General features: G+C 74.9%; 17 protein-coding genes and 1 tRNA gene. 10 read left to right on the top strand and 8 right to left on the bottom strand.

Annotated features, from left to right (window positions below; translation table 11 throughout):
• Position 1: 1 nt before the first annotated feature.
• Positions 2-1,915: a serine/threonine-protein kinase gene (locus EJK16_RS20020; protein WP_255411468.1), complete on the top strand. Its 1,914-nt coding sequence runs from the start codon at positions 2-4 to the stop codon at positions 1,913-1,915.
• On the top strand, positions 1,912-4,167 hold the full coding sequence (locus EJK16_RS04395; protein ID WP_205739588.1) for an ATP-binding cassette domain-containing protein: 2,256 nt from the start codon (positions 1,912-1,914) through the stop codon (positions 4,165-4,167). Before EJK16_RS20020 ends, EJK16_RS04395 begins: the two co-directional genes overlap by 4 nt.
• A 68-nt stretch (positions 4,168-4,235) precedes the next feature.
• Here EJK16_RS04395 and EJK16_RS04390 read toward each other — a convergent pair.
• The 3 genes from EJK16_RS04390 to EJK16_RS04380 form a co-directional block, all read right to left on the bottom strand.
• Positions 4,236-4,309: transfer RNA gene (locus tag EJK16_RS04390), tRNA-Met, on the bottom strand.
• Positions 4,310-4,371: 62 nt separating this feature from the next.
• On the bottom strand, positions 4,372-4,848 hold the full coding sequence (locus tag EJK16_RS04385; protein WP_127126744.1) for a DUF4440 domain-containing protein: 477 nt from the start codon (positions 4,846-4,848) through the stop codon (positions 4,372-4,374).
• A 244-nt stretch (positions 4,849-5,092) separates the two neighbouring features.
• Complete coding sequence (locus tag EJK16_RS04380; protein WP_370275935.1) at positions 5,093-8,110, bottom strand: UPF0182 family protein; 3,018 nt, start codon at positions 8,108-8,110, stop codon at positions 5,093-5,095.
• Between the two features lie 239 nt (positions 8,111-8,349).
• Here EJK16_RS04380 and EJK16_RS04375 point away from each other — a divergent pair, with 239 nt between their 5' ends.
• Positions 8,350-8,913 carry a PPA1309 family protein gene (locus EJK16_RS04375; RefSeq protein WP_127126742.1) on the top strand — a complete coding sequence of 188 codons (564 nt, stop codon included), beginning with the start codon at positions 8,350-8,352 and terminating at the stop codon, positions 8,911-8,913.
• A gap of 37 nt (positions 8,914-8,950) precedes the next feature.
• Here EJK16_RS04375 and EJK16_RS04370 read toward each other — a convergent pair whose 3' ends face one another.
• Positions 8,951-10,162, bottom strand: coding sequence for a PDZ domain-containing protein (locus EJK16_RS04370; RefSeq protein WP_127126740.1), 1,212 nt, complete (start codon positions 10,160-10,162; stop codon positions 8,951-8,953).
• 131 nt (positions 10,163-10,293) lie between these two features.
• On the opposite strand from EJK16_RS04370, the gene EJK16_RS04365 reads away from it, so the two are divergent.
• Together EJK16_RS04365 and EJK16_RS04360 are read left to right on the top strand one after the other, a co-directional pair.
• A complete protein-coding gene (locus tag EJK16_RS04365; RefSeq protein ID WP_127126738.1) occupies positions 10,294-11,775 on the top strand; it encodes a zinc-dependent metalloprotease in 1,482 nt (493 codons plus the stop codon).
• 107 nt (positions 11,776-11,882) lie between these two features.
• A complete protein-coding gene (locus tag EJK16_RS04360) occupies positions 11,883-12,929 on the top strand; it encodes a thiamine biosynthesis protein ThiF (protein ID WP_127126736.1) in 1,047 nt (348 codons plus the stop codon).
• A 114-nt stretch (positions 12,930-13,043) separates the two neighbouring features.
• Here the strand turns inward: EJK16_RS04360 and EJK16_RS04355 are convergent, their stop codons facing one another.
• The 3 genes from EJK16_RS04355 to EJK16_RS04350 all read right to left on the bottom strand — a co-directional run bounded on the left by EJK16_RS04355 (position 13,044) and on the right by EJK16_RS04350 (position 15,872).
• A complete protein-coding gene (locus EJK16_RS04355; protein WP_205739587.1) occupies positions 13,044-13,430 on the bottom strand; it encodes a WhiB family transcriptional regulator in 387 nt (128 codons plus the stop codon).
• Positions 13,431-13,548: 118 nt separating this feature from the next.
• Positions 13,549-13,701: a hypothetical protein gene (locus EJK16_RS19460; protein WP_164737195.1), complete on the bottom strand. Its 153-nt coding sequence runs from the start codon at positions 13,699-13,701 to the stop codon at positions 13,549-13,551.
• Between the two features lie 137 nt (positions 13,702-13,838).
• Positions 13,839-15,872 carry an ATP-dependent DNA helicase UvrD2 gene (locus tag EJK16_RS04350; protein ID WP_127126734.1) on the bottom strand — a complete coding sequence of 678 codons (2,034 nt, stop codon included), beginning with the start codon at positions 15,870-15,872 and terminating at the stop codon, positions 13,839-13,841.
• 152 nt (positions 15,873-16,024) lie between these two features.
• On the opposite strand from EJK16_RS04350, the gene EJK16_RS04345 reads away from it, so the two are divergent.
• Positions 16,025-16,285, top strand: coding sequence for a mycoredoxin (locus tag EJK16_RS04345; protein ID WP_127126731.1), 261 nt, complete (start codon positions 16,025-16,027; stop codon positions 16,283-16,285).
• A 51-nt stretch (positions 16,286-16,336) separates the two neighbouring features.
• Here EJK16_RS04345 and nudC read toward each other — a convergent pair whose 3' ends face one another.
• Positions 16,337-17,290: an NAD(+) diphosphatase gene (gene nudC, locus EJK16_RS04340; protein WP_127126729.1), complete on the bottom strand. Its 954-nt coding sequence runs from the start codon at positions 17,288-17,290 to the stop codon at positions 16,337-16,339.
• A gap of 119 nt (positions 17,291-17,409) precedes the next feature.
• On the opposite strand from nudC, the gene EJK16_RS04335 reads away from it, so the two are divergent.
• Genes EJK16_RS04335 through EJK16_RS04320 form a run of 4 tightly spaced genes read left to right on the top strand, consistent with a single transcriptional unit; the run spans position 17,410 to position 26,440 of the window.
• Positions 17,410-17,748 (top strand): hypothetical protein, encoded by a 339-nt coding sequence (locus tag EJK16_RS04335; protein WP_127126727.1) that lies wholly within the window; start codon positions 17,410-17,412, stop codon positions 17,746-17,748.
• Entirely contained in the window at positions 17,745-20,486 is a 2,742-nt protein-coding gene (locus EJK16_RS04330; protein ID WP_127126725.1) for a VWA domain-containing protein, read from the top strand. The genes EJK16_RS04335 and EJK16_RS04330 overlap by 4 nt, the downstream gene beginning before the upstream one ends.
• Positions 20,487-20,516: 30 nt before the next feature.
• Positions 20,517-23,855, top strand: coding sequence for a tubulin-like doman-containing protein (locus EJK16_RS04325; RefSeq protein WP_127126723.1), 3,339 nt, complete (start codon positions 20,517-20,519; stop codon positions 23,853-23,855).
• Positions 23,852-26,440 carry a hypothetical protein gene (locus EJK16_RS04320; protein WP_127126721.1) on the top strand — a complete coding sequence of 863 codons (2,589 nt, stop codon included), beginning with the start codon at positions 23,852-23,854 and terminating at the stop codon, positions 26,438-26,440. Before EJK16_RS04325 ends, EJK16_RS04320 begins: the two co-directional genes overlap by 4 nt.
• The last annotated feature ends 71 nt before the right edge of the window (positions 26,441-26,511 follow it).

Genomic DNA, 26,511 nt, shown 5'->3' with positions numbered 1-26,511 from the left:
CATGCATCACGGGCAGTCCTTGGAGCCGGGCGAGGACCTTGCCGGTTACCGTGTCCAGACTCTGCTGGCGCGAGGGGGGATGGGCGTTGTCTACGAGGCGCTCGACGTCCGGCTGAACCGGCTGGTGGCCCTCAAGCTCCTCGCCCCGGAGCTGTCGGGCAACGAGAAGTTCCGTAACCGGTTCGTCCGCGAGTCGCAGCTCGCGGCGTCCGTGGACCACCCCAACATCCTGCCGGTCTACGAGGCCGGCGAGGCGGACGGCCACCTCTACATCGCCATGCGCTTCGTCCGGGGCACGGACCTGCGCACCGTCCTGGACACCCGCGGCACCCTCGACCTGCCCGAGGCGGTGCGCGTCCTCCGGGACACCGCGGCGGCGCTGGACGCCGCCCACGCCGCGGGCCTGGTCCACCGCGACGTCAAGCCCGGCAACATCCTGCTGGCCGAGCGCCCCGACGGGCCCCCGCACGTCTACCTCGCCGACTTCGGGCTGACGAAGCGGTCCAGCTCGGCCACCGGCATGACCACGGCCGGGCACTTCCTCGGCACGTTGGACTACGTGGCGCCGGAACAGATCCGCGGCGAGGACGTCGACGGCCGCGCCGACGTCTACGCCCTCGCGTGCGTCGCCTACACCGTCCTGGCCGGGCATCCGCCCTTCGACCATGAGGACGACACGGCCCAGCTCTGGGCCCACATGTTCGAGGAACCCCCGCGCCTCTCCGCCGAGCGGCCGGACCTCCCGATCGCCGTCGACCTCGCGATCGGCGCGGGCATGGCGAAGCAGCGCGAGGACCGGCCCGCGTCCTGTGGTGCGCTCATCGCCATGATGGGTGACGCCGGTGACGCGAGGGTCACGCAGGCGGCGGGCGTCGCCCTGGCCGGCCGCGACGAGCGCCTCGCGCCCGCGGAGCCCGCCGAAATTGTGCCCGACGGTGCCGCCCCTTCCTCCGACGGCCGGGGCGCGGTTCCCGGCGGCCGGCGCGGCGGCGGCCGGCGCGTCGGCGGTCGGCGCGCCGTCGCCCGTACGGCCGGCACGGGCCCGGCCCGCGAGACCGGCACAGGCGCCCATCCCGGCCAGCCCGACACGGGCCCTCCCAGCCAGGCCGACACGGGGCCGCCCGGTCAGGCCGGCGCGGGCCCACCCGGTCAGGCCGGCACGGGCGGCGCGCCCGAGCCCGGCGACGGAGCTGTCCGCGGGCACGCCGGCACGGGTGGCCCGCCCGAGGCCGGCGACGGAGCTCTCCCTGGGGACGCCGGCACGGCCCCGCCCGGCCGCACCTCCCGCCGTCCCCCCACCCGCCTCGTCGCCGCCACCGCCGCGGCCGTGGTCCTCGCCGCGACCGCGATCTGGCTGTTCACGTCGGGGTTCTTCTCCGGCGACCCCACCGTCACGTTCACGGCCACCGGCGTCCCGTACGCGCTGGAGGTCCCGGGTTCGTGGACGCAGCGCACGCACCACGCCGGGGACGCCACGGTGAGCGTGCTCTCCTCGAAGGACCTGACGGGCCTGTTCGCGAACGACCCGGCCGCCCTCGAGGACGCGGCGGCCGCCGTGTCCGACAGCCCCGAGAGCATGGTGGGCGTCGCGGTCTACCAGCGGCTGCCGGACGGCGTCGCCCCCGAGGACTGGGCGCGGACCGCCGAGGCGATCCTCCCGGGCCGGGACGCCCACCTGGTGGACCGGGGCCCGACGACCGTCGGCGACGTCACCGGGCGGGCCCTGGACGGGACGATGCCGCTGTCCGGCTCCGCCTCCCTCCAGCTGAGCGTCCGCGTCGTCGACACCCGGCCGCCGCAGATGCTCGTCTTCTTCGCCCCGCCGGCGGTGTTCGACGCCCAGACCGACAGGTTCGACGCGGCTGCCGGGTCGCTGCGCACGACCCGCGCACCGGCACCCGGCGGTGCGCGGTGAGCCCCGTGCCCGCGCCCGACCTCTCGGTCCTCCACGTCTTCGCCGGCGGCCGCCGGTGGTCGTTCTCCCCGCTGCAGACGGTGGTGGTGGGTCGGGACCCGGGCTGCGAGGTCCACCTCGACGACGACCGCGTCAGCCGCGAGCACCTCCACATCCGCCACGACGCGGAGGGCTGGTGGGTCACGGACCCGGGCAGCCGCAACGGCACCTGGGCGCAGGGCGCCGGGCGGGTGGTGGACACGCCGACCCGGCTCGACGGCACGGCGCTGCACCTACGCATCGGTGCGCTGGACGGCCCGGAGCTGGTGCTCACGACGGCTGCACCCGGGCCGCCGCCTCCGCGCGGCGTCATCGTGCTCGGGCGCGCCGGGACGTGCGACGTCGTCGTCGACGACCCGCTCGCGTCGAGGCGGCACTGCGCGGTCGAGCTCGGACCCCAGGTGCTCCTCCACGACCTGTCGAGCTTCAACGGCACATTCCTGAACGGGCGCCGGATCAGCGGGACCGAGCCGCTGAGCCCCGGCGACCTCGTCGGCGTGGGCTCGTCCACGCTCACGTGGGACGGCCACCGCCTCGTCCCCGCCCCGGGGCGGCGCCCCACGTTCAGCGCCCGCCACCTGGAGGTGACGACCCCGAAGGGCCGGCACCTGCTGGACGACGTCTCCCTGACCGTGCCGGCCGGGACGCTCGTGGGGGTGATCGGACCGTCCGGCGCCGGCAAGTCCACGCTGCTCGGCGCCCTCACCGGACTGCGCCCGGCCACCCGCGGGCGCGTCACCTGGAACGGACGCGACCTCTACGCCGACTACGCGCAGCTGCGTTTCCTCGTCGGCCTCGTGCCGCAGGAGGACATCCTGCACCGCCAGCTGACCGTGCGGCGTGCCCTCCAGTTCGCCGCCCGGCTCCGCCTGCCGCCGGACACCACCGACGCCGAGCGGGACGCCCGCATCGACGAGGTCCTCCGGGAGGTCGACCTGAGCGCGCAGGTCGACCAGCGCATCGACTCCCTCTCCGGCGGCCAGCGCAAGCGGACCTCCATCGCCCTGGAGCTGCTCACCGCGCCGCAGCTCCTCTTCCTCGACGAGCCGACGTCCGGGCTGGACCCCGGCCTCGACCGGCAGGTGATGGACCGGCTGCGGACCCTCGCCGACGCCGGCCGCGTGGTCCTCGTGGTCACCCACAGCGTGCTCGCGCTCGACGCCTGCGACCGGGTGCTCGTCCTCGCCACCGGTGGGCGCGTCGCGTTCTACGGGCCGCCGGAGGAGGTCCTGCCGTTCTTCGGTGCGAGCAGCTACCCCGCGGCCTTCGCCGCCCTCGAGGACCAGACGTGGGTGGGCCGGTACGCCCGCTCCCCCGCGCGCGACGCGTACGTGGGCCGCACCGGCGTCGTGGACACGCCGGTGCCCGCGACGGACGCCCCGCCGCCGCCGCGGCCGGCGCCCCTGCGCCAGCTGCGCACGCTCATGCGCCGCAATCTCGCCGTCGTCACCGCCGACCGGCTCCTGATCGCCCTGCTCGTCGGGATGCCGCTGGTGCTGGCGGCGATGGCCCACGCCTTCCCCGGCGAGGGGGGCCTGTCCCTGCGCGCCTCGGAGAACGCCTTCGAGGCCCAGCTCCGGCTGATCGTGCTGGTCGTGGGTGGCGCGCTCATGGGGATGGCACTGTCGGTGCGGGAGCTGGTCGGGGAACGAGCGATCTACCGCCGCGAGCACGCCGTCGGGCTGTCCCCGGCCGCGTACCTGCTCAGCAAGATCCTCGTGATGGGCGGTCTCGTCGCCTGCCAGGCGGTCGTGTTCGCCCTGCTGGCGCTGCTGGGCGTCCGGGCCCCGGACGAGGCGCTGGTGCTCGGCTCCGCCAGGATCGAGATCGCCGCCGCCGTCGCCGCGGTGGCCGTGACCATGACGATCGTCGGGCTCGCCGTCTCGGCCACGGCCCGGTCGGCGGACCAGACCATGCCCGCGCTGGTCGCGGTGGTCATGGCGCAGCTGGTGCTCTGCGGCGGGCTGTTCGCGGTGTCGGGGCGCGCGGGCCTCGAGCAGTTCGCGTGGTTGCTGCCCGCCCGGTTCGGCTACGCCGCGACGTCGTCGACGGTCGGGCTCCAGCCGTTCCCGCCGCACGTCGACGCGCTGTTCGCGCACACCTCCGAGCAGTGGCTCACCGACATCGGCCTCATCGCCGTGCAGGCGGTGGCCTACGCCGCCCTCGCCGCGTGGGCGCTCTCCCGGTCGGTGGCCCGGAGCTCGTGGCGGTGAGTGCGCCGGCGCGCGCTCAGGCACGCAGAAGGCCCGGTCACCTTGCGGCAACCGGGCCCATCTTCTTGTAGCGGGGGCAGGATTTGAACCTGCGACCTCCGGGTTATGAGCCCGGCGAGCTACCGAGCTGCTCCACCCCGCGTCGGCTCACCAAGGTTACGACGCGGCGATCCCGGGAAGCAAGCCGGGCCGGCGTGGCCCCGGTCACACCCGGTCCGGGCGTTCCGGAGCCTTCACCGCCGAGCTGAGTGGCCGGTCGGTGGTGATCGGGTCGGCGTGCCGGTGCGCCACGCGCCAGGCGCCGTCCTTCTCGCGGCGAAAGACCATGGTCACGCGCAGCTCGATGACGACCGTCTCGTCACGGCCGTGGAGGCGCCCCTCGGAATGCTCCAGCTGGACGACGTAGCCAAGATCCGGCGTCGCAAAGCGCGAGATCTCCTCGAAGCGTGTCGTGACCTCGACGAACCGGAACGGCCCGCCCTCCTGGAAGTTCGCCACGGCGGTGAGCATCGTGTCCCGGACCTTGGCGGGGCCCCGCCGCGGCGGTCCCATGGGATTGGCGAGCGTGACGTCCTCCTCGCGGGAGAAGTACGCCGCGCATGGTTCGGGGTCGCCTTGCACGAAGACACCGAGCGCCTCGCGGTATCCCTCGATGGCGCCGTTCAGGTCAGGAGCCGACACGGAACTCTCCTCCCGATGGACGCGCAGCGACTCGTCAAGGAGACCACCGCCGCGCGCCGCCTGGCAAGGCGTCGAACCGGGGCGGTCGGCGGACCGCCGCGCGCGCGGCCGAAGGCGCTCGTGGCTTCGACGCGGCAAGGCCGCCACCACCCGGTCCGCGCCGACCCGCCCGCGGGGACCTGCTGGCGGGACGGCCGCGGAGCGGGGGCCACCGGGGTGGCTGCCCGCTCCGCGGGGTGCCCGGTCAGCCTGCGGCGGGCGTCTCGGCAGGCGCGGGCGTCGCGCCGTCGGCCGGCGCCTCGCCGCCCGCCTTGGCGATCTCCCCCTCGGCGGCCAGCGCGTCCGCGATGGCCTTCGAGAGGCGGTCCTGCGCCTGGCCGTAGGCGTTCCAGTCGCCCGTGGACAGGGCGGTGTTCCCCTCGGTCAGCGCGGCCTGGGCGTCCGAGAGCGCCTGCGTCAGGCGCTGCTGCGCGGCCGCCGGCACCTCCGTCGTCCCGCCCGGGGGCTGCTCCCCGGGGGCGGGCTGGTTCGGCGTGACGCCGGCGTCACCGGCCTGCGCCCCGGAGTTGCCGCCGAAGACCTCGTTGAGGGCCTCGTCCAGGGTGGGCGCGAAGCCGATCGAGTCACCGAAGGAGACGAGCACCCGCTGCAGCAGCGGGTACTGCGTGCCGCTGGAGGCCTGCACATACACGGGCTGGACGTAGAGCAGGCCGCCGCCGACGGGCAGCGTGAGCAGGTTGCCCAGCCGCACCTCGGACCCGCCCTGGCGCAGCAGGTTGAGCTCGCTGGACACGGTCGGGTTCGAGTTGAAGTTGTTCTGCACCTGGCCGGGGCCGGGCACGGTCACGTCGCTCGGGAGCTCGAGCAGGCGCATCTGGCCGTAGCCCTCGCGGACCTTCCCTGGTGTGTCACCCGTCTCCGAGTCGACCGCGAGGAAGCCGGTCAGGATGTTGCGCTGCGTCTGTCCGCCGGGGATGAAGCTCGACGTCAGCGAGAACTGCGCCTGGTCCTGGTCGGGCATCTTCATCGTCAGGTAGTACGGCGGCTGCGGCACGTTGCCGACCGTCGGGTCCTGGGGGATGTTCCAGAAGTTCGAGCCGGAGTAGAACGACGCCGCGTCCGTGACGTGGTAGTGGCTGAGCAGCTGGCGCTGCACCTTGAAGAGGTCCTCGGGGTAGCGCAGGTGGCTCATGAGGTCGCCGCTGATGTCGCTCATCGGCTTGATCTGGCCGGGGAAGATGTTCTCCCACGTCTTCAGGATCGGGTCCTTCGCGTCCCACTCGTAGAGCGTGACCTGCCCGTCGTAGGCGTTGACGACGGCCTTGACGGAGTTGCGGATGTAGTTGACCTGCGCCGGGGCGGCGGCGACCGCCGCCGGGACGCCGTTGACGGTCGTCAGGGCGTCCGTCGTCGCCTCCTCGAGCGACTCACGCGCGGAGTACGGGTAGTCGTTGGTCGTCGTGTAGCCGTCGACGATCCACACCTGCTCCTTCGGCGTCGCGGGGTCGCCGTCGGTGTCCACCACCGCCGGGTAGGCGCGGTTGTCGAGCGTGAGGTACGGCGCCACCTTCGAGACGCGCTCCTGCGGGTCGCGGTCGAACAGGATCTGCGACTCGTCGGTCACGCGGTCGGAGAAGAGGATCTGCATGTCGCCGAACTTGAGGGCGTAGAGCAGCTTGTTGAAGATGTTGCCGACGGAGGGGCCGCCGTCGCCCGTGTAGGTGTTGTTGACCTGCCCGTTGGGCGCGTTGTCGTCGGGGTAGTCGAGCTCCCAGGGGTCCGTGCCCTTGGGCGCGCCCACGATGGAGTACTCGGGGCTCTGCTGGCCGAAGTACACGCGCGGCTCGTAGTCGCCGAGCTCGCCCGTGCTGGGGATGCCCTGCTCGAAGAACGCGGGGCGGCCGTCGGAGGTGACCGTGTTGCCGTAGGCGGCCACCACGCCGAAGCCGTGGGTGTAGACGGTGTGGTCGTTGACCCAGGTGCGCTGGGCGTCGTCGAGGCCGTCCTGGTTCAGCTCACGCACGGCGATGACGGTGTCCCGCTTCTCGCCGCCGATGCCGTAGCGGTCCACCGAGAGGGACTCGGGGAAGCTGTAGTACTGGCGGTTCTGCTGGAGCTGGTTGAACGTCGGGGAGACGATGTTGGGGTCGAGCAGGCGGATGGAGGCCGTGGACTGGCTGTCCGCCCGGAGCTGCCCGGCCTCGGTCTCCGTCGTCGCCGAGTAGGTCTGCTTGTCGACCTTGTTGAGGTCGTACGCCGCCAGCGTCGCGTCGATGTTTCGCTGGATGTACTCGCGCTCCGCGTCGACCGCGTTGGGCTCGACCTGGAAGCGCTGCACGACGGCGGGGTAGACGGAGCCGACGACGATCGCGGAGAGCACCATGAGCGCGATGCCCGCCACGGGCAGGCGCCAGGACCCGCGCACGGCGGTGATGACGAACAGCACGACGACGACCAGGGCGATGCCCGCGAGGATCGCCTTGGCGGGCAGGTTGGCGTTGACGTCGGTGAAGGATGCGCCGGCGAAGCGCCCGTTGTTCCCCACCAGCAGCGAGTACCGGTCGAGCCAGTAGCTGATGGCGATGAGGAGCACGAAGACGGCCGCGAGGACGGACAGGTGCACGCGGGCCGCCGGGGTGACCCGCTGCAGGCGCGGCGCGATGGAGATGCCGCCGTAGAGGTAGTGGGTCACGAGCGCGGCGGCCGCGGAGATGAACACCACCGTCATGAGGAACGAGACGAGCGAGCGCACCACGGGCAGGGTGAAGACGAAGAAGGAGATGTCGATCCCGAACTGCGGGTCCACCTGGCCGAACTGCTCCCGGTTGAGCCAGGTCAGGACGGCACGCCACTGGCCCGACGCGCTCGCGCCGGCGAAGAGCCCGAGCACGACCGGCGCGCCGATGAGCACGAGCTTGCGCAGGGGCTCGACGCTCTCGCGGTACCGGTCGAGGTTGCGCTCCTCCGGCGTCGTGGGCGGGTAGATCTGGCGGCGCGAGTAGGCGAGCTGCAGGTTGAGCAGGACCGCGCCGCCCATGATGGCGAAGCCGATCACGAAGAGGATCGTGCGGGTGAGCCACTCGGTGACCACGACCTTCGTGAACCCGAGCTGCTGGAACCACTGCACCTCCGTCCACACCTGGGCCAGCGCCATGATGATGGCGGCGAGGACGGCGAGGACCACGATGGTGGGGATCAAGGCCCCACGGCGCTGGACCCCTCTCCTGCTGCCGGGCGGATGGGGGACGGATGCGGACGTCACGGAACAGCACCTCTGGCGGTTGGTCGAGCAAACGGGGCAGGTCAGCGGGACGCGAGAGACGCCGTGGGCGGCCCACGGCCTCACACAGAGCAACGCCGCGTCCTCCCCCAAGGTTCCCACACGCGGCCGCCGGTGCCGAGGGTCCCGCCGGCGGCGCGGCGCGGGGATGGGGCGGCGATGGCCCGGGCGTGGCGCGGGCGTGGCGCGGGCGTGGCGCGGGCATGCGCGATCATGGGTCCATGACTGAGCAGCAGCCGGCGCCGGAGACCACCCCTCGCGAGCGGGCCCTCAGGCTCGCGATCGCCGACCTGGAGCGCCACGTCGGCACCCTCGGATGGGACGGCCCGGTGTTCGTCTTCGCCCTCGTGCGCACCGCGAACGCGCTGGCGCTGAGCCCCGCGCTGGCGGAGCAGCTGCCCGCCGAGGCCGTCCAGGCGGCCGAGGAGGACCCGGAGCACCTCACGAGCATCGAGCAGGACGGCCTGCCGGAGGCGGGCACGCTCGAGGAGCTGCTCGGCCAGCTCGCGTGGCCCGACCTGGTCGACGGCGCCGCGGTCGTCGTCGAGCGCATGGTGGTGCCGCCCGAGGCGGAGTCCGGGATGCCCACGGACCCGGAGGCCGCGGTGGCCTACCTCATGGACCACCCCGACCGCGAGGACGTGCGCATGGCGGCCGGCGTGCTGCGCACCGGGGAGTCCTGGTGCACCATGCGCGCCCGCAGCCACGACTTCGACGACTCCGTCATCGGCTCCCCCGACGCCGTCCCCGGCCTCGTCGAGGCGCTGCGCTCGACGTTCGCGTAGCCGCGGTCCACCTAGCCGCGGTTCACTCAGCCGGGGTTCACTCAGCCGCGCGCCGGCCGGCGGTGCAGGTGGGCAGCTCGCCCCCCTCGCCGGCGCCGATCGCCTCGACCGCGTCCCGGGCCTCGGCCAGCGTGGCGACCTTGACCACGTGCAGGCCGTCGGGCACGTGCCCGACGACCTCGGCGCAGTTGTCCGCCGGCGCCAGGAACCACCTGGCGCCGTCGCGCTCGGCCCCGATGAGCTTGAGCTGGATCCCGCCGATGGGCCCGACCGTCCCGGAGAGGTCCATCGTGCCGGTCCCCGCGATCGCCTTCCCGCCGGTCATCTCCCCGGGCGTGAGCGTGTCGATGATCCCGAGTGCGAACATCGTCCCAGCGCTCGGCCCGCCGATGTTGTCGATGTCGAAGCTGATGTCCACGGGCAGGGTCACGTCGGGGACCAGCCGGACGCCCAGGATGCTGCCGGCCGGCTCGTGACCATCCCCGGTCCTGGGGTGGGCGATCGTGGTGATGTCGACCGTGCGGGGCTCGCCGTCGCGCTCGACCCCGACGGCGACCGTGGTGCCCGCGGCGGTGGTGGCGAGCACGGCGGCCAGCTCGGAGAACGTGCGGACCTGCGTGGTGCCGGCGCCGTCGGGCCGGACGGAGGTGATGACGTCCCCGCGCAGCAGCGCCCCCTCGGCGCCGGACCCGGGGGCCGTCCCGTCCACGGTCAGCACCATGGGGACGTCGTAGCCGAGCTCCTCCAGCGCGGCGACGGTCGCGTTGGTCTGGGAGGAGGTCATCTGCGCCGAGGACTCCTTGTCGACGGACTCACGGGTGCTCCCCTCGGGGAAGACGGCCTCGCGGGGCAGCACGACGGCGCTCGAGGAGAGCCAGCCGGCGAGCACACGCGCGGCGGTGACCGGATGCCCGGGGCCGCCCAGCACCGAGACCGTCGTCAGGCGCAGCTCTCCCCCGGTGGGGTAGGTCTCGGCGCCCTTGACGGTGATGATCGGCTTCCCGTCGATCTCGGCGAGCGTGTTGACCGTGGGGCCGGGCCCCTCGACGGCGTAGGGCAGCGGCAGCAGCACCATCACGAGGACCAGCACCACCACCAGGGCGCCGGAGACGACGAGGGTGAGCGAGCGCCGGGACAGGAGCGGGCCGTCATCGGCGACCGACCCGTCGGTGCCGCCCGGGCCGGCAAGGACGTCCGTCGGGCCGACGGTGTCCGGGTGGCCTGTGCGACGGGGTCCCTGCGCGATCACCGGCTCATCATGCCGCACGACGCTGGACGGCTCCTGCGCCCTGAGCGAACCGCGGGCGCGGGCGGCGGGCGGACCCTGCCCCTGGCCCTTCGCGGCGGTTACCGTGGTGGTCCACGACACGAGGAGCACGCATGAGTCAGGACCCTGCCCGTCAGGGCGGCGGCGAGCCGGGCGGCTGGGAAGAGCTGCTGCGCTCGATGATGGGGCCCGAGGCCGCCGAGGAGGCCATGCGCGCGATGCGCGCGAGCGGCATGGACCCCGAGGCGATGTCGCAGGCGGCGGGTCTGCCCACCGACCGCAACCAGCTGATGATGATGCTCGGCCAGATGCAGCAACTCCTGGCCTCCGGCGGCGGCGGGCCGGTGAACTGGAACCTTGCCGAGAGCCTGGCCCGGCAGACCGCCTTCGCCGGCGGCGACCCGTCCGTGACCGCCGCCCAGGCGGAGCAGGTCCGCTCCGCGCTGGCCGTGGCGGACCTGTGGCTGGACACGGCCACCGAGCTCGGCCCGGCCGGCGGACGGCAGGAGGCCTGGAGCCGCGCCGACTGGGTCGAGCGCACGCTGCCCACCTGGAAGCGGCTGTCCGAGCCGGTCGCCGCCTCCGTGGCGCAGGCGCTCGTGGACACCATCACGGCGCAGAGCGAGCACCTGCCCCCCGAGGTGCGGGCGCTCGCGGAGCAGATGGGCGCGGCTCAGGGCATGCTCCGTCAGCTCGGCGGCGCCGTGTTCGGCATGCAGGTGGGCCAGGCCGTCGGCACGCTGGCCCGCGAGGCCTTCGGGCCGGCGGACACCGGGCTGCCGCTGGTCGAGACGCCCACGTCGGCCCTCGTGCCGGCCAACGTCGCCGAGTTCGGCGAGGGGCTCGACGCCCCTACCGAGGAGGTCCGCCTCTTCCTCGCCGTGCGGGAGGTCGCGCACGCGCGCCTGTTCGCGCACGTGCCCTGGCTGCGCAGCCACCTCCTCGGCATCGTGGAGTCCTACGCGCGCGAGATCACGATCGACACCGACGCCATGGAGGAGGCGGTGCGCGGGATCGACCCCACCAACCCGGAGCAGCTCCGCGAGGCGTTCTCCGGCGGTGTCTTCGCCCTCGAGCGCTCCCCCGCGCAGGAGGCGGCCCTGGTGCGCCTGGAGACGTCGCTGGCGCTCGTGGAGGGCTGGGTCGAGGAGGTCACCGCGCAGGCGGTCGCGCCGCACCTGCCCCATGCCGTGCCGCTGCGGGAGATGCTGCGCCGCCGCCGGGCCACGGGCGGGCCGGCCGAGCAGACCTTCGCCACGCTCGTGGGCCTGGAGCTGCGGCCACGGCGCCTGCGGGAGGCCTCCGCGCTCTGGGCGAGCCTGGGCGCCGCCCGCGGCATCGAGGAGCGGGACCGGCTGTGGTCCCACCCCGACCTCATGCCCACGCCCGAGGAGCTGGACCACCCGGCCGGGTTCGTCGCGGGGCGCCAGGCCGCCCGAGCCGCCGACGTGGACGTGGACGCGGCGCTCGCCGCGCTGCTCGACGGCAGCCTCGGCACCAGCGACGCCGGCGAGACCCGGGACGACGGCGGGACCCCGGGCACCGGCGAGACCCGGGACGACGGCGGGGCCCCCGGAGACACGCCCGGGCGGTAGCGCCCGCCGGGCGCGTCCACAGGCTGTGGGCGCGCCCGGCGGGAGCCCCCTCCCCCGTGCCAGGCTCGCCGTCGCGGGTCGGGCGACCCGCACGAGGGAGGCGGAGGATGCGCCTGCGTCCGGGGCTGAGCGTGCTGTGGCGGCGCGAGGGCGAGAGCCAGGTCGGCGTGGACCCGCGGTGCGCCGTCGTCCTGGAGCATCTCACCCCGCCGGAGCAGCGGCTCGTCGACCACCTGCGCCACGAGCCCACCGAGGCGGACCTGTTGCGCGTGGGACGCATGCTGCGGATCCCGCCGGAGCGGGTCACCGAGCTGGTCGCGCTGCTGGCGCGGTCCGGTGTGCTCGACGCCCGCGCCGTCCCGCGGCGCACCGCCTCGCCGTCGGCGCCCGACCCGGACGAGGACTACTGGGCCCGGCTGCGGCCGGACGGCGACGGCTCCGTGGTGCGGGCCGCCCGTGCGGCCGCCACGGTCGCCGTCGTGGGCCTCGACCGGCTCGGCATGCTCCTGGCGACGTTCCTCGCGACCGCGGGCGTCGGCACCCTCCTGCTGGAGGACGACGCCCCGGTGACGGACGCGGACCTGGGTCCCTTCCACCCGCGCGACGTCGGCCGCCGGCGGTCCACGCAGGCGGTGGCGCAGCTGCGGGCCGCCTTCCCGGTGCGCACGTCCGCGCGTCCCGGCGTCCGGCCGGACGTGCTCGTCGCCGTCACGGCGGGCGTGACCGACCCGGTGCGCCTGCGCCCGCTCGTGCGCGAGGACGTCACCCACCTGCCGGTCGTCGTCGGGGACATCGACGTGGCGGTGGGCCCCCTCGTGGTCCCCGGTCGCGGGCCGTGCACGCGGTGCGTGGACCTGCACCGCACGGACGCCGACCCGTGCTGGCCCGCCGTGGCCACCCAGCTCCGGGGCGGCACCCCCGGGACGGAGGCCACGCTCGCGCAGCTCGGCGCCGCGCTGGCCGCGCACCAGGTCCTCGCCGCGCTCGACGGGCGTGAGGTGGTCGCCGACGCCACGACCCTCGAGGTCAGCGCGCTGAGCCCGCTGCCGGTGCTGCGCCGCTGGACGGTCCACCCGGAGTGCGGCTGCGACCGGGTCGGCGGCGAGCCCGCGCCGGCCGGGCCGCCGCCGGCCGGGCCCGCGGCGGACCGGTGACGGGGCCCGGTCCGGTGACGGGGTCCGGTCCGGTGATACCCGGGCCGCCGGGCCCGGCGCCACCTGGCGGGCCCGGCGCCATCTGGCGCGGGCCGCCGCGGACGGGCGGCCCGGTCATGCGGCGCGCTCGTCCTTGCGGGGACGGCCCCTCCCGCGCTTCCGGGCGACGACGACGCCGTCGAGGAAGACCTCCCCGCCCCACACGCCCCACGGCTCGGCGCGCTCGAGGGCGCCGGCGAGGCAGGCCTCGCGCACGGGGCACGTGCGGCACAGCGCCTTCGCGTCCTCGACGTCGGCGGTGCGCTCGGCGAACCACAGGTCGCTGTCCTCGGCCTCCTGGCACGGGGTGACGGCCGACGACAGGGACGGGGTGGACAGGACGCCCCAGCCGGCGTCTCGGGTGAAGCTGGGCACGGGCTGCGCGGACGCGGCGGAACCGGCGGCGGCCCAGGTGACGGAGGATCCCTGGCTGGTCTGGTCGAGAAGGGCGGTGCGCTGCACGAGCTGCTCCTGAGGTCGTTCACTGTCCGGGGGCCTGGGGCCGCGGACGTCGCCCTGACGACGACGGCCGCGGACCCCGATGGGGTTCCGCGGCCGGTTCGGACCTGCTCGTGCAGAGCTAGAACTGGGGTGCGGACCCTGGGTCGATGTCGATGCGCGGGGTGCGCCGGCGCACTCCCGCGACGGTGGTGCCGGGAATGACGAGGCGCGCGACGCACACGACGGCGTTGCGCTTGGCGGGCGCGAGCGCGACCGCGGGGATGTTCCTCATCACAACGACACCTCCTCCATTCGGCAGGGATCCGCTGGTGCTGGCTAGGCGCGGATCCGATCAACTCGGACAGGAAGGACCCTAGGGGTCCCCGCCCGCCGAGGGCAATCTAATTTCCCGGAGAGTTTTCGGCCGTGTCACCGGGCGAGCCACTCCTGCACGTCGACCTCCTCGCCGCGGACGACGGCGAGGACCTGGGGACCGTAGGCGTCCAGCTTCGTGGCGCCGATGCCGCGCAGCACGGCCAGCTGGCGCAGGTCCTTGGGCTTGGCGGTCGCGATCGCCTGGAGCGTGGTGTCGTGCAGCACGGTGTAGGCGGGCTTCGAGATGATCGTGGCGACCTCTCCGCGCCACCCGCGGAGCCGGTCGAAGAGCTCGGCGTCGGCGGGGTTCTCCTCGGCGAACACCTCGGTGCGCGCCCGCGCCGCCGCCCGGCGGGACAGACCGCCGCGGGTGCCGGAGCCCTCGTCCGGCCAGATGCCGTCGAGGAAGCGGGACCGCTTGCGTGAGGCGCGCCCGCCCGGGGTGCGGGCGCGGCCGAAGGAGAGCTGCAGGTGCTCGCGGGCGCGGGTGATCCCCACGTACAGGAGCCGGCGCTCCTCGGCGATCGCGTCGTCGCCCTCCGCCAACGAGATGGGCAGGAGCCCCTCGCTGACCCCGACGAGGAAGACGGCGTCCCACTCCAGGCCCTTGGCCGCGTGGAGGCTCGCCAGGGTCACCCCGGCCACCGTCGGGGCGTGCTGCGCGGCCATGCGTTCGTCCAGCTCGGCCACGAGCCCGCCCAGGTCCGAGCCGCGCGTGGCGTGCAGGTCGTCCGCGAGGGCGACCAGGGAGCTCAGCGACTCCCACCGCTCCCGCACGGCGCCGCGCGCGGAGGGCGGCTCGGGCGCCCAGCCGACGGAGGCGAGCACGTCCCGCACGGCCTCGGGCATGGCCTGCCCCACGCTCGAGCGCACGGCACCGCGGAGCAGCACGATCGCCTCGCGCACCTCGCGCCGGGAGAAGAACCGCTCCCCGCCACGGACGAGGTAGCCGATGCCGGCGGCGGCCAGCGCCTGCTCGAGCGCCTCCGCCTGGCCGTTCGTGCGGTACAGGATCGCGACCTCGGACAGCGGCACCCCGTCCTTGCTCAGGGCGGCGATGCGGTCGGCGACGCCGCGCGCCTCGGCGAGGTCGTCGTCGTACGTCTCGAAGCGCACGGGGACCGAGCCGGGACGCTGGGCGACGAGCTCGACGGCGGCGCTGGAGCGGTACCGCCCCGCGCGGGCGAGAACCTTGTTGGCCAGGTCCACCACCTGCGGCGTCGAGCGGTAGTCGCGGACGAGCCGGACGACGGGGGCGCCCTCGTACTGCCGGGGGAAGTCGGTGAGGAACCGGGGCGTCGCGCCCGTGAAGGAGTAGATGGTCTGGGAGACGTCACCGACCACGCAGATCTCGCGGCGCTTGCCCAGCCACAGGTCGAGGAGGCGCTGCTGGAGCGGGGAGACGTCCTGGTACTCGTCGACGACGAAGTGGCGGTACTGCGAGCGCACCTCGGCCGCGACGTCCTCGCGCTCGAGGAGGATGCCCACGAGCAGGAGGAGCACGTCCTCGAAGTCGATGACGCCGCGCTCGTTCTTGACGTCCTCGTACACGCTGAGCAGGCGGGCGATGGTGGCGTGGTCGTGACCAGCGGCGCCCTCGCGGCCGGTGCGGGCGGCCTGGGCGGCGTAGTCCTCGGCGGTGACGAGGGAGACTTTGGCCCACTCCACCTCGGCGGCGAGGTCCCGGATGGCCACCCGGTCCACGCCGAGGCCGAGCCGGCCGGAGGCCTCCGCGACGAGGGACGCCTTGTGCTCCGCGATGCGCGGCACGGAGCCGCCGATCGCCGTCGGCCAGAAGTAGGACAGCTGGCGCAGCGCGGCGGCGTGGAAGGTCCGGGCCTGGACGCCGCCGACGCCGAGGTCGCGCAGGCGCGAGCGCATCTCGCCGGCGGCGCGCGCGGTGAACGTCACGGCGAGGACGGTCTGCGGGTTGTAGGCGCCGGAGCGCACGCCGTTCGCGATCCGGTAGGTGATCGCACGGGTCTTGCCCGTGCCGGCCCCCGCCAGCACGCACAGCGGCCCGCTCAGGTGCTCCGCCACCGCACGCTGGTCGTCGTCCAATGCCGCAAGAAGTTCCTCGGTACTCATCCCCGCCAGTGTCTCAGGTGCGTGGGACACCACCGGGCGCCGGTCCCCACCGGGCCGCCCGGGTGGGGGAGGTCGCCGCGCAGCCCCGCGGCCCCGGGGAAGAATCGGAACGCCCGGGACGTTGAACAGGCAACGACTGAAAGGATCTCTCCATGACGACGCAGGCTCCCGACGCCGGCACCATCACGATGTACTCGACGACCTGGTGCGGCTACTGCCGCCGGCTCAAGACGCAGCTGGACGCGAAGGGCATCGCCTACAACGAGGTCAACATCGAGGAGGACGAGAGCTCGGCGAAGTTCGTCGAGGAGGTCAACGGCGGTAACCAGACCGTCCCGACCATCCTCTTCCCGGACGGCTCGGCCGCCACCAACCCCTCCCTCGCCGAGGTCGTGAGCCGCCTCGGCGCCTGACCCGCCACGGGGCACGAGCCCCGCGCACCGGCCGGTGCGCGGGGCTCGCTGCTATCGGAGGGGGCCGCCGAACCAGTCCTCGATGAGCGCCAGCGCGATCGAGGAGCGCATCGGCAGCAGCACGGCCCTGGCGGCGACCGCCGCCGCGAGCTCCTCTCGCGTGAAGAACCGCGCCTCGGTCACCTCGACGCCGTCCACGTGCACCGTGGCGTCCGCCCCGTCCGCGACCTTGGCCCTGAAGCCCAGCATGAGCGAGGCCGGGAAGGGCCAGGGCTGCGAGGCCGTGAACGTCACCTCGCCCACGGCGATGCCGGCCTCCTCGGCCACCTCGCGGCGCACGGCCGTCTCGGCCGACTCCCCCGGCTCGACGTACCCCGCCAGGGTCGAGAAGCGGTTCTCCGGCCAGTGCGCGGCGTGCCCCAGGAGCAGCCGGTCGTCGGCGTCGGTGACGGCCATGATCACGGCCGGGTCCGTGCGCGGGTAGTGCAGGGAGTGGTCGGCGGTGCAGCGGCGCACCCACCCCGCGTCGATGACCTCGGTGATCTCGCCGCACCGCGGGCAGCGCGGATGGCGGGCGTGCCAGGCGGAGAGGGCGACGGCGGTGGTGGCCAGGCCCGCGTCGCGGTCCGGCAGGGTGTCGCCGATGTCCCGCAGGTGCGAGAACGTCAGGCCCTCGACGAGGTCGACCAGTGCGGCGTCCTCGACCACCGGGACGCCGTCCAGGTCGCGCTCCTCGCCGAGGCGTTCGGGCAGCGTCAGGGCGAGGTACGCGCCGCCGTCGTCCTTCCCGAGGTACGCGAGGTCCTCGGGATCCCAGGTCGCCCCGCGCACGCCCGCCGGGGCACGGAGGTCGAGGGCGTCCCCGTCGGTCGCCACGAGACCGTGCTGGACGAGCACGACGCTGGTGGTGGGCTCCTCGACGAGGGCGGTCAACAGCCCCGGCCGCGGGCGGGAGACGGCGTCGGCGTCGACGGTGGAACGGGCCAGGGGCAGGGCTGAGTGCACGTCCCCACCGTAGGCGCTCCGGCGCGTTCGCCCTGCTGGGCCTGCCCGATGTGGGCGCCCGCGAGTAACGTTCGTCACCAAGCACGGTGCTCGAGGCCGAGGACTGGAAGGGCCGTCCCATGGCACAGACGACGGCGGGATCACGTGCCGTCCGCGCCCCGGCGTGGCCGTCGTCCGTGTCGCTCGCCGCAGCCGCGGCGTCGGTGGCGCTCGTCGGCGTCGAGCTCACGGCCGAGAGCCCCACGGCCTTCTGGGCGGGCGTGGCGGGCTACGTCCTCGGGGGCATCGCCGTCACCGTCCTGGTCCAGGTCCACCGCGCGCTGCGGCGGCGGGCCGGCGCCTCCGCCTGGTACAACCCGCAGGCGCGCCTGGACCGGGTGGCCACCCTCGCGGTCGTGGTCGGCATGACCAGCGCCGCGTGGCACGCGTTCGTCGTCGCGACGGAGCTGGCGAAGTGAGCGGCGCCCTGCGCGTGGCCGGTCTCGTCCTCGCGGCGACGTTGATGGTGCTCCTCCCGCGGCCGGCCCAGGCGCAGACCGGTGAGCTCAGCGAGGTCGGGGAGCGGACGTTCGCCCAGGTCGCCGGTTGCGCCGCCAGCTCCGAGAACCTCCTGGTCTCGATGGTCGTGGACGAGTCCAGCAGCTTGCGCAGCACCGACCCCCAGAACCGCCGCGTCGACGCCATCACCACGGCCGTGGACTCCCTGGCCGGCCTCCAGGCGTCGTCCGCGGGGCGGGTCAGCGTCGAGGCGAACCTCGCCACGTTCGGCGCGCAGTACACGGAGCTGGTGCCCTGGGGCGCGGTGGCGGGAGCCCACGCCGACCGGCTGCTGCGCTCGGCCGCCGAGGACCTCCCCGCCCGCAGCCACGCCGCCTACACCGACTACCGCGCGGCGCTGCGCGGCGCCCAGCACTCCCTCCAGTCCCGGGCGGCCGCGCTGACGGGCACGACCTGCACGCTCCTGCTGCTGTTCACGGACGGCGAGCTCGACGTGCCGGGCAGCGAGCGTGCCGCGATGGCCGAGCTGTGCGACCCGCAGGGCCTGGTCGACGGCCTCCGCGGCGCGCACATCCCCATCATCGCCGTCGCCCTGTTCGCCGACACGGGGCCCGGCGCCGTGGGGCCCCGGGCGCGGGAGGAGCTGCGCGCGGTGGCGGAGGGCTCGGGTGCGGGCACGGCGTGCGGCGCCCAGCCCGTGGCGTCGGACGCCGCGCCGGGTGCGTACCTGCGCGCCGACCAGCCGGCGGCCCTGCGGCGCCTCTTCGCCGGCATCGGCGCCCGCATCGAGGGCGGCCGGTCGTCGCTGTCGGTCCTCTGCCCGGGGCCCGGCTGCCCGGACGGGGCGCTGTCCATCCCGCTGGACCGAGGGGTGGCCGGCTTCCGGGCGGTGCTCGACACCGCCGCCGGGACGGTGCCGCGCCTGCTCGCCCCCGACGGCAGCGGCCTGGAGCTGCGCACCGCGACGACGACGCTGCGCGGCGCCAAGGTGCTGGTCACGTCACGTGACGGGCTCACGACCGTCTCCGTGACCTATGGCGCGGGGGCACCGGCCGCCGGCGTGTGGACCCTGGAGCCGGGGGCGTCGTCGCAGGCGCCGGCCGTCGTCGACCTGTACTACTTCTGGGGCGTCACCCTCACCGTGGGGGCCCCGGACGGCGTGGTCGTCGGGGAGCCCTCACGCGTGGACGTCTCGGTCCGCTTCACCGACGGCACCCCGGTCGACCCGGCGGCGTACCGGTCGCTCGACCTCGCCGTCACGGCGGGCGGCACCCCGGTGCCGCTCGGCGCCCTGCGCGGGGGTGTGGCCTCGGGCGCGCTGACGGTCCCGGCAGGCGGCGCCGCCGCGGTCGAGCTGTCCGCCGTCGCGTCCGCCGCGAGCGCGCCCAGCGGCATCGCCCTGGGGCCCGTGAGCGTCACCTCGTCCCTCACGGCCTCCCTGCCGCCCGCGTTCCCGCGGCTGAAGACCTCACGGCTGCACTTCCCCGACCTCGTGGGCCAGACGTCCGCGACGAGCGACCTGGTGCTCACGGGGAGCGACCGCGGTGCCACGCGGGCGTGCTTCGAACCCGGCATGCTCCGGGGCCCGACGACGGCGGGGCGCATCGCGGTGACCTCCGCGCACCGCTGCGTCGACATCCCGGCGGGCGAACGCCTGACCTGGCCGTTCGAGCTCGCCGCGGGCGCGCCGGCCGACGGCCACGTCGACGGGACGATCGGCGTGTCCCTCACCGCGGTCGGCGGCGGGCCCACCGCGCGCGTCGAGGTGCCGGTCGACGCCGGGATGGCCCGCCCGGTGGACGAGCCGCTTCGCTGGGGACTGACGGCCGCCCTCGTGGCGCTGGCCCTGGCCCTGCCGTGCGTCATCGCGTGGGTCGGCAACGCCGTGGTCGCGCGGTTCGCGGTCGGGCCCCGCACGAGGGTGGCGAGCGTCCCGGTCGAGCTCGCCGCCGACGGGCTGCACCCGGGCGGTGGGCGCGCCTCCCTCTTCACGCCGGACGACTTCGGCTACCTGCCCGCCGCGGAGCGGCGCGCGGTCACGAACCTCGACGCTGCGGGCCTGCACTTCTACCGCCGGTTGCCGCTCCAGCCGTTCCAGGAGCCGGTCGCGTGGGTGCGGAGCACGTCGGGCGAGCTCGTCGCCAGCACGGACCGCCGGGAGCCGTGGAGCGACGACGGCCGCCGGGCGCGGGCCCGCTTCGGGCTCGGGTCCCTCCTCTACCTGGCGCTCTCGGCCGACCCGGACCCGGCCGGCGACTTCCACGGCCGGCTCGTCAGCGTTGCCGAGGACACCGACGGTCTCGGCGACCTCCTCGCCGCCCAGCAGGACCAGGTGGCCGCGAGCAGCGCCGTCTGGGAGGAGGTGCACCGACGTCTGCACGACGCGGCGACCGAGCGGGACGCCGCGCTCCAGGGCGCGCTGGCCGGGGCCGTCGGCCCAGGCCTGCGAGGGCGCGCCGGGCCGCCCGGGGCGGACGCGAGAGCCCCCGGGGCGGGTGGGACCGCGGCGGACGCGGCGGCTCCCGGCGTGGCCCGGGACGCACCGCTCGCCCCGCGCCCGCCGCTCTGGGACGACGACGCCGGCACGACGGGCACGCCGTCGTCCCCCGCCGACCGTGCGCGGCGCGGCGACCGGGCCGGGCCCCCACCGGGAGGTGATGACGACGACGGTCCCCCGCCGTCCCTCTTCGACGACTGAGGCTGCCGACCGGCAAGGAAGTGAGACCCGATGTTGCGACCGTTCCTGATGATCGGTGTGGGCGGATCCGGGGGGAAGACGCTTCGCGTCGTCCGGGACGACCTTCTGCGCCGCATGGAGCAGCTCGGCTGGGAGGGTGCGCTGCCGCGCGCCTGGCAGTTCATCCACATCGACGTGCCGACCCTCGCAGACGGGAACGACCCGGACCTCCCCGCGCAGCTGCCCCCGGGGGACTACCAGGGCCTGGTCAACGTCGGCCTCACGTATCGGCACATCGACGCCGCGCTGGCCGGTCACGGACGGACCCCCGTCGCCGACGCGATGGGGACCTGGCGCCCGGACCCGGGCAAGGTGAACATCCCGGCCAGCAAGGGCGCCGGGCAGTACCGCGCGCTCGGCCGGGTCATCACGGTCGCCGGGCTCGAGGACATCCGCGAGGCCGTCGCCAGGGCACGCCGGGCGCTCACCGGGGCGGAGGTCGTCGGCGAGCTCCAGCGGGCCACCCGGCTGCTGGGCGCCACGCCCGCCGCGAGCACGCCGGACCCCGTCGTGCTCGTGGTCTGCTCGCTCGCCGGCGGCACGGGCGCGGGTGCGGTCATCGACGTCTGCGACACGGTGCGCGCGCTCGGGGACCCGTGGGCCTCGGAGAGCATCGGCCTGCTGTACGCCCCGGACGTCTTCGACTACCTGCCCGAGGAGCAACGACGCGGCGTGCGGCCCAACTCCCTCGCCACGCTCGGGGAGCTGCTCAGCGGGTACTGGAACACCGACGGCCCCGGTGAGGAGACCAACGACCTGCTCGCCCGGCACGGCATCCAGCTCGGAGCCGTCAACCGGCTCGGCCCCCGGTACCCGTTCCTGGTGGGAAACCGTAACGAGCAGGTGTCCTACGGCACCCAGAACGACATCTACCGGGCGATGGGCAGGTCGGTCGCGTCCTGGGTCACCAGCGTCACCCTCCAGGACCGCCTCGGCTCCACCGTGCAGGGGAACTGGTCCGCCACCGCGCAGTCGGTCACCGACCACCTGCCCAACCACGCGGCCGGCACCGAGACGCCCTTCACGGCCCTCGGCTCGGCGCGCGTGGGGCTGGGCCGCGACCGGTTCCGGGACTACGCAGCCGAGTACCTCGCGCGGTCCGCCGTCGAGCGTGTCCTGCGCCGGCACGAGGAGCTGCGCCTGCCCGACGACGAGCGCATCGAACGGCGCCTGGTCGCCGATGTCGCCCAGGACGTGTTCGGGTCCTTCCTGGCGGAGTCCGGCCTGGACGAGCGTGGCGAGGGGCGGGGCGACCTCCTCGCCGCGCTGCGGCCCGAGCAGCAGGTCCGGCTCGCCCGCGACCTGGCCGACGAGCTGCACCGGCGGGTGACCGGCGGGATGCCCGAGAAGGGGCTGTCCTCCGTCGAGGTGCGTCACCGGATCGTCAGCGAGACCGGCGCGCGCAGACCCGCCTTCCACGACGGGCTCAGGCTGGCCCGCCAGGTGGCCGACCGCGCCTGGGTCGTGGCCATCCAGCCGCGCCTCGCGGACCAGACCGCCCGATCGGTGAGCCTGCACGGCGGCCCCGTCACCGCCGCCATGCTGGCCATGCTGGCGACGGAGCTGCAGCAGGTTCGGGAGGAGCTGAGGGAGGACGCGGCACGCTACCGCCGCTGGGCGCAGGGCGGGGAGCAGGCGGTCACCCAGGAGGTCGAGCAGGGCGGGGCCACGCTGACCGGCAGCTCGCCCGCGATCCTGGCGGGGGTCAGGCGCGCGGTCGAGTCGCTGGTCCACCAGGACGAGGCGGAGCTGCGGGAAATGGTCGCCGACCTCGTCCCGGACCTCGTCACCAACCTCGTCGACCCGCTCCGTGAGGCCGTGGCCCGGGGAACTTCCGCCCTCGCGCAGGAGGAGTCGTCCCAGCTGGGCGGGCAGCTGTCCCCGATCACGCTCTGGCCCCAGGCCGACCTCGTCCCGGAGCGCCTGAACGCCGCCCCCAACGAGTTCCTCCTGGAACCGACGAGCCGGTACCCCGGCATCCTGCGCACGCTGGTGGGTCGCACCGTCGAGTCCGCGGAGCCGGGCGGCGCCATGCGCGAGGCGACCACCCAGGTGGTCCTCGACACCGACGACGTGCGGGCCGGCGTCCAGCACCTGGTCCGCCAGGAGACCGCGTGGGTGCCACGGGAGCACACGCTGCAGAGCGGCATCGTCGCCGCTCCGTCGCGGGCCTCCTTCGACGTGGCCGCGTCCGGCGAGGCGCTGCTGGGCCGCGCCCGCCGCTGGCTGGAGCGCGAGGGCACCGCCGTCGGCGGCTACATCGGCGAGGGCCTGCGGGACTACCTCGACCCGGCCAGGACCGACCCGAGGGAGCACGGCGCGCGCCTGGCCGCCTTCGAGGGACAGTTCATCGCGGCGCTGAACGCCTCGGCCCCGCTGGTGGGGATCAATCCCGGGGTCCTGGTCCAGGTGCATGACGTCAACAAGGCGCAGCACGTGCTGTCCTTCAGCGAGATCCCCCTGCCGGAGCGCTCCCCAGGCCGCGAGATCGTCCGGCGGGTGCTGCAGAGCACGGAGCAGTGGTCCAACGACATCGCCAAGGCCTTCGGCGAGGGCCGCGAGGCGTCGATCGACATCTTCAGCGTGCTCGCGACGCCGTACGAGCCGGTCGTCTTCGACTCCCTGATGAAGCCGATCGCGAGCGAGTGGGGCGCGCGGAACACGACCCCGGACACCCGCGCCGAGTTCTGGCGCTGGCGGCGCGCACGTTCCCTGACGGAGGCACTGCCCCTCGCCCCGGCGACCCGTCGCGCGATGGTGCGCGGGTGGTTCACCGCGAGGGTCCTGACCCAGCTGGATCTCACGGACCGGGTCCCGCAGATCTGGGTGCCCGACGAGGCCGGCGGCGGCGGCCGCTACCGCAGCTTCCCCGACCCGCTGCTGGCCACGGACGTGGTGCAGAGCCGGGAGATCCTCCCGGTCGTGCTCGAGTCGATCCTCCTCGCCATGGTGGAGGTCAACACGCGCGCGAGCAGGGAGCCCATGGCGCCCTATGTCCGGCTCCGGGACCTCGGCAGGTCCGGCATGGGCGGCGGCTACGACACGTACCAGGCGCCGTCGACCGACCTGCGCGCGTGGATCCGCGACGGCTGCAACCCCGTCGTGCCCGCCCCTGCCGGGAGCACGCCGCAGACGCGGCGCCAGGAGGTCGAGGCCCAGCTCGATCGCCTCCACGGCAACTACGCCCGCCACTTCGCCGCCGTGGACGAACGGACCGACGTCTTCGACGTGCCGCTGTCCTACGACCTGCGCTTCGACATCCTCGCCGCCCTCGTCGACCTCCGCCGCGCGGTCGGGCACATCGAGGACGACACCGAGGACGACTGGTGACCATGTCGGACCTCTCCGTGGTGCTCGTCGGCGGGGAACCCGGCAGGGCGGTGCGCGCCGTGGCCGCCGCGTGGACGGCGGCGGGCCTCCTGACGGAGTCCCTCTGGGTGGTGAGCGACGACATCGCCCTCGAGGGCAGCGGGCTCGCGCGGGTCCCGGCGCAGCTCCTCGCCCCGGACGGGACACGCGCCGGCGACCTGTTCGAGCTCGTGGGCCTGCGGCACGTTGACCTGCTGCGGCTCGTCGCTGTCCAGCAGGTCACCCACGCCTACCGGCCGCCGGCCGCCTTCCCCGCGCACGCCCGGTTGCTCGGCGACCTGCTGCAGGCCGCCGTGCCGCTGTCCGCGGACGGGGTCTCCGGCACACGGGTGCACCGGGTCAACCTCATCATCGGCGAGAGCCGCGCCACCGGCCTCGCCCTCGGGCACCTCCAGCCGGTCTGGGACGTCAACGGCATCGTCGCGGCCGAGGACCGCCCCGACCTGGACCGCAGCAGCGTCTTCGTCCGCGACCCGGGCAACAGCCGCGGCCACAGCGCCGCGGCGATCGCGTCGGTGGGCGGCTTGTGGTCGGGCGTGCCGCGCGGCGCGCTCGACACCGTCCAGGCCGACTCCACGACCAGCGAGGGCGACCTCTTCGTGCTGCGGTCCTCGGCGCGTGCCGTGCTGGGAACGGACGCGGCCGAGGCGGTCGCCCGCGAGGCCATGACCATGGCGACCGGGGGCGCGGCCGGTCCGGCGCAGCTGCTCGGGTGGGCGCGACCGGCCACCGACCCGCTGGCGGTCGTCCGACGGGCCTCCCGCTTCCTCCTGGACCAGGGCGACTGGCGCCCGGGCTCGCCGGCCCCTCCCCCGGAGCCGCGGCAGGTGGTCCGCGGGTTCAGGGCCGCGCTGGTGGACGCGGTGCGGTTCAACGGCAGCCTGTTCCGGGTGGGCGGGGCGCTCGCGCTGCGGACCGGGCGGCGGCTGTTCGAGGACGCGGCCACAGGCATCCTCGTGGGGCGCGAGAGCGACACGCTCGTGCGCACCGGCCCCCGCACGGCCGACTCGATGTTCGAGGTGGCGCAGGAGCGCGTCCAGGCCCAGGAGTCCGAGCTGGACGCCGCGGCTCGGGTGTCCGAGGCCGCCGGCGTCCCCGCCCCGCGACCGCAGACCTGGCAGCAGCTGCGGCGCGTCTGCTTCGCGCTCGTGGACGGCGGGGGGCTCCCGGCGGGCCTGGCCGCGCCGGAGCACGGCGGTCTGCGCGAGCTGGTACCGCCCTGGGCGATCGCCCCCGCGCCCGGCCCGACGCCGGCCGCGCCCGGCGCGGCGCCACCCCACACACCTGGACGTGGCGCGACGTCGCCCTCCGCTCCGGCGCCTCACGAGCCCGGCGGCGCGGCGCGGGCGTCGTGGGACGGCGCGCTGGTACGGCAGCTCGACGACGAGCTCACCCGTCGCGCGACGGCGCTCGACGAGGAGCTCGCCCGCCTGGATGCCTCCGTCCCGGCCGAGCCCCCCGGCCGCGCCGCCCTGCAGCGCGCGGAGAGGCGGCTGAAGGTGCGCTGGGTCGTCGCCGTGATCTGGTTCGTCGTGGCGGCGGTGGTCACCGCGTCCTACTTCTCCGGGCAACCCACCGCCCGCGGCGCCAGCTGGGCCCTGAGCCTGACCGTCCTCGTGCCCCTCTCCGTCATCATCGGCGCGCACCACTTCTACTACCGCACGCTGCGTCGCTACGAGTGGGTGACGGAGCAGGCGCTGGTGGACCGGCGACGCCGTGCCGAGGCCCGGATCTTCGCGCGACGCGAGCGTGCCCGGCTGAGGCTGCTCCACGACGCGCTCGTCGACTGGGCCGAGATCATCGGTCACCTGGTGCACCGGCCGTGGAGCCCCGGCACCGCCACGTCCCTCGAGCTGGCCGACGACGTCGTCCAGGCGTTCCCCGCGGCGGTGGGCGTCGGCGTCGCGCGCGGCGCCGGCGAACGTGGCGCGAGCCCGGCCGCACTTGCCGCCGTCGCCGTCCTGTGCCACCGCGGCTGGAGCTCGGAGCTCTTCGACGACCTGGTCGCGAGCCTTGACGAGGAGTCCACCGACAACGGCCACAGCGCCGCCGACCTCGACTCCCGCGACAGCCCGCTGAGTCCACGGCGTCAGCTCCTCCAGGCATGCCGCACCGGCGCCTCAAGCACCCTGGCGGCGCAGCGTGCCACGGCCCGGATCCGGGAGGCGGTGGCCGAGGGGCGCCTCCGCCTCCCCGACCGTCTCATCGAACGGGTGGGGAGGTTCGCCGACGGCCGCCCGGTGCGCGAGACCGAGTTCTACCGGGCGACGCTCGGCCCGGCCACCCCCTTCGCCCTTGACCAGTGGACCCCTGCGGGCCTCCACCGTGCCCGGCACGTACCTCGGACGTCGTCGGCGTGGGTTCCGCGCGTCGACGGCGAGCTGCCCGGCGGGGTCGAGGTGACCGAGACTGCTGGCACGGTGGCACTGAGGGTGGACATCTCGCGGCGCGCCGAGCCCGGCGACCTGCTCCTGTTCGCCAGCGATGACGGGCCGGGGCCCGCGAGCACACGGGCGACGTCGGAGCCCGACCTCGTCGAGTGGTGACGGGGATCCCGGGGCACGATGGCGAGTTGCGCCGCATGCCGCCGTGCTCCAGCCCCGTCCGCCTCTCACAG

The organism is Georgenia sp. SYP-B2076 (assembly GCF_003991205.1).
Classification (GTDB): Bacteria; Actinomycetota; Actinomycetes; order Actinomycetales; family Actinomycetaceae; genus Georgenia.
Note: the sequence above shows the minus strand (reverse complement) of the source record. Positions and strands in the feature narration are given on the sequence as shown.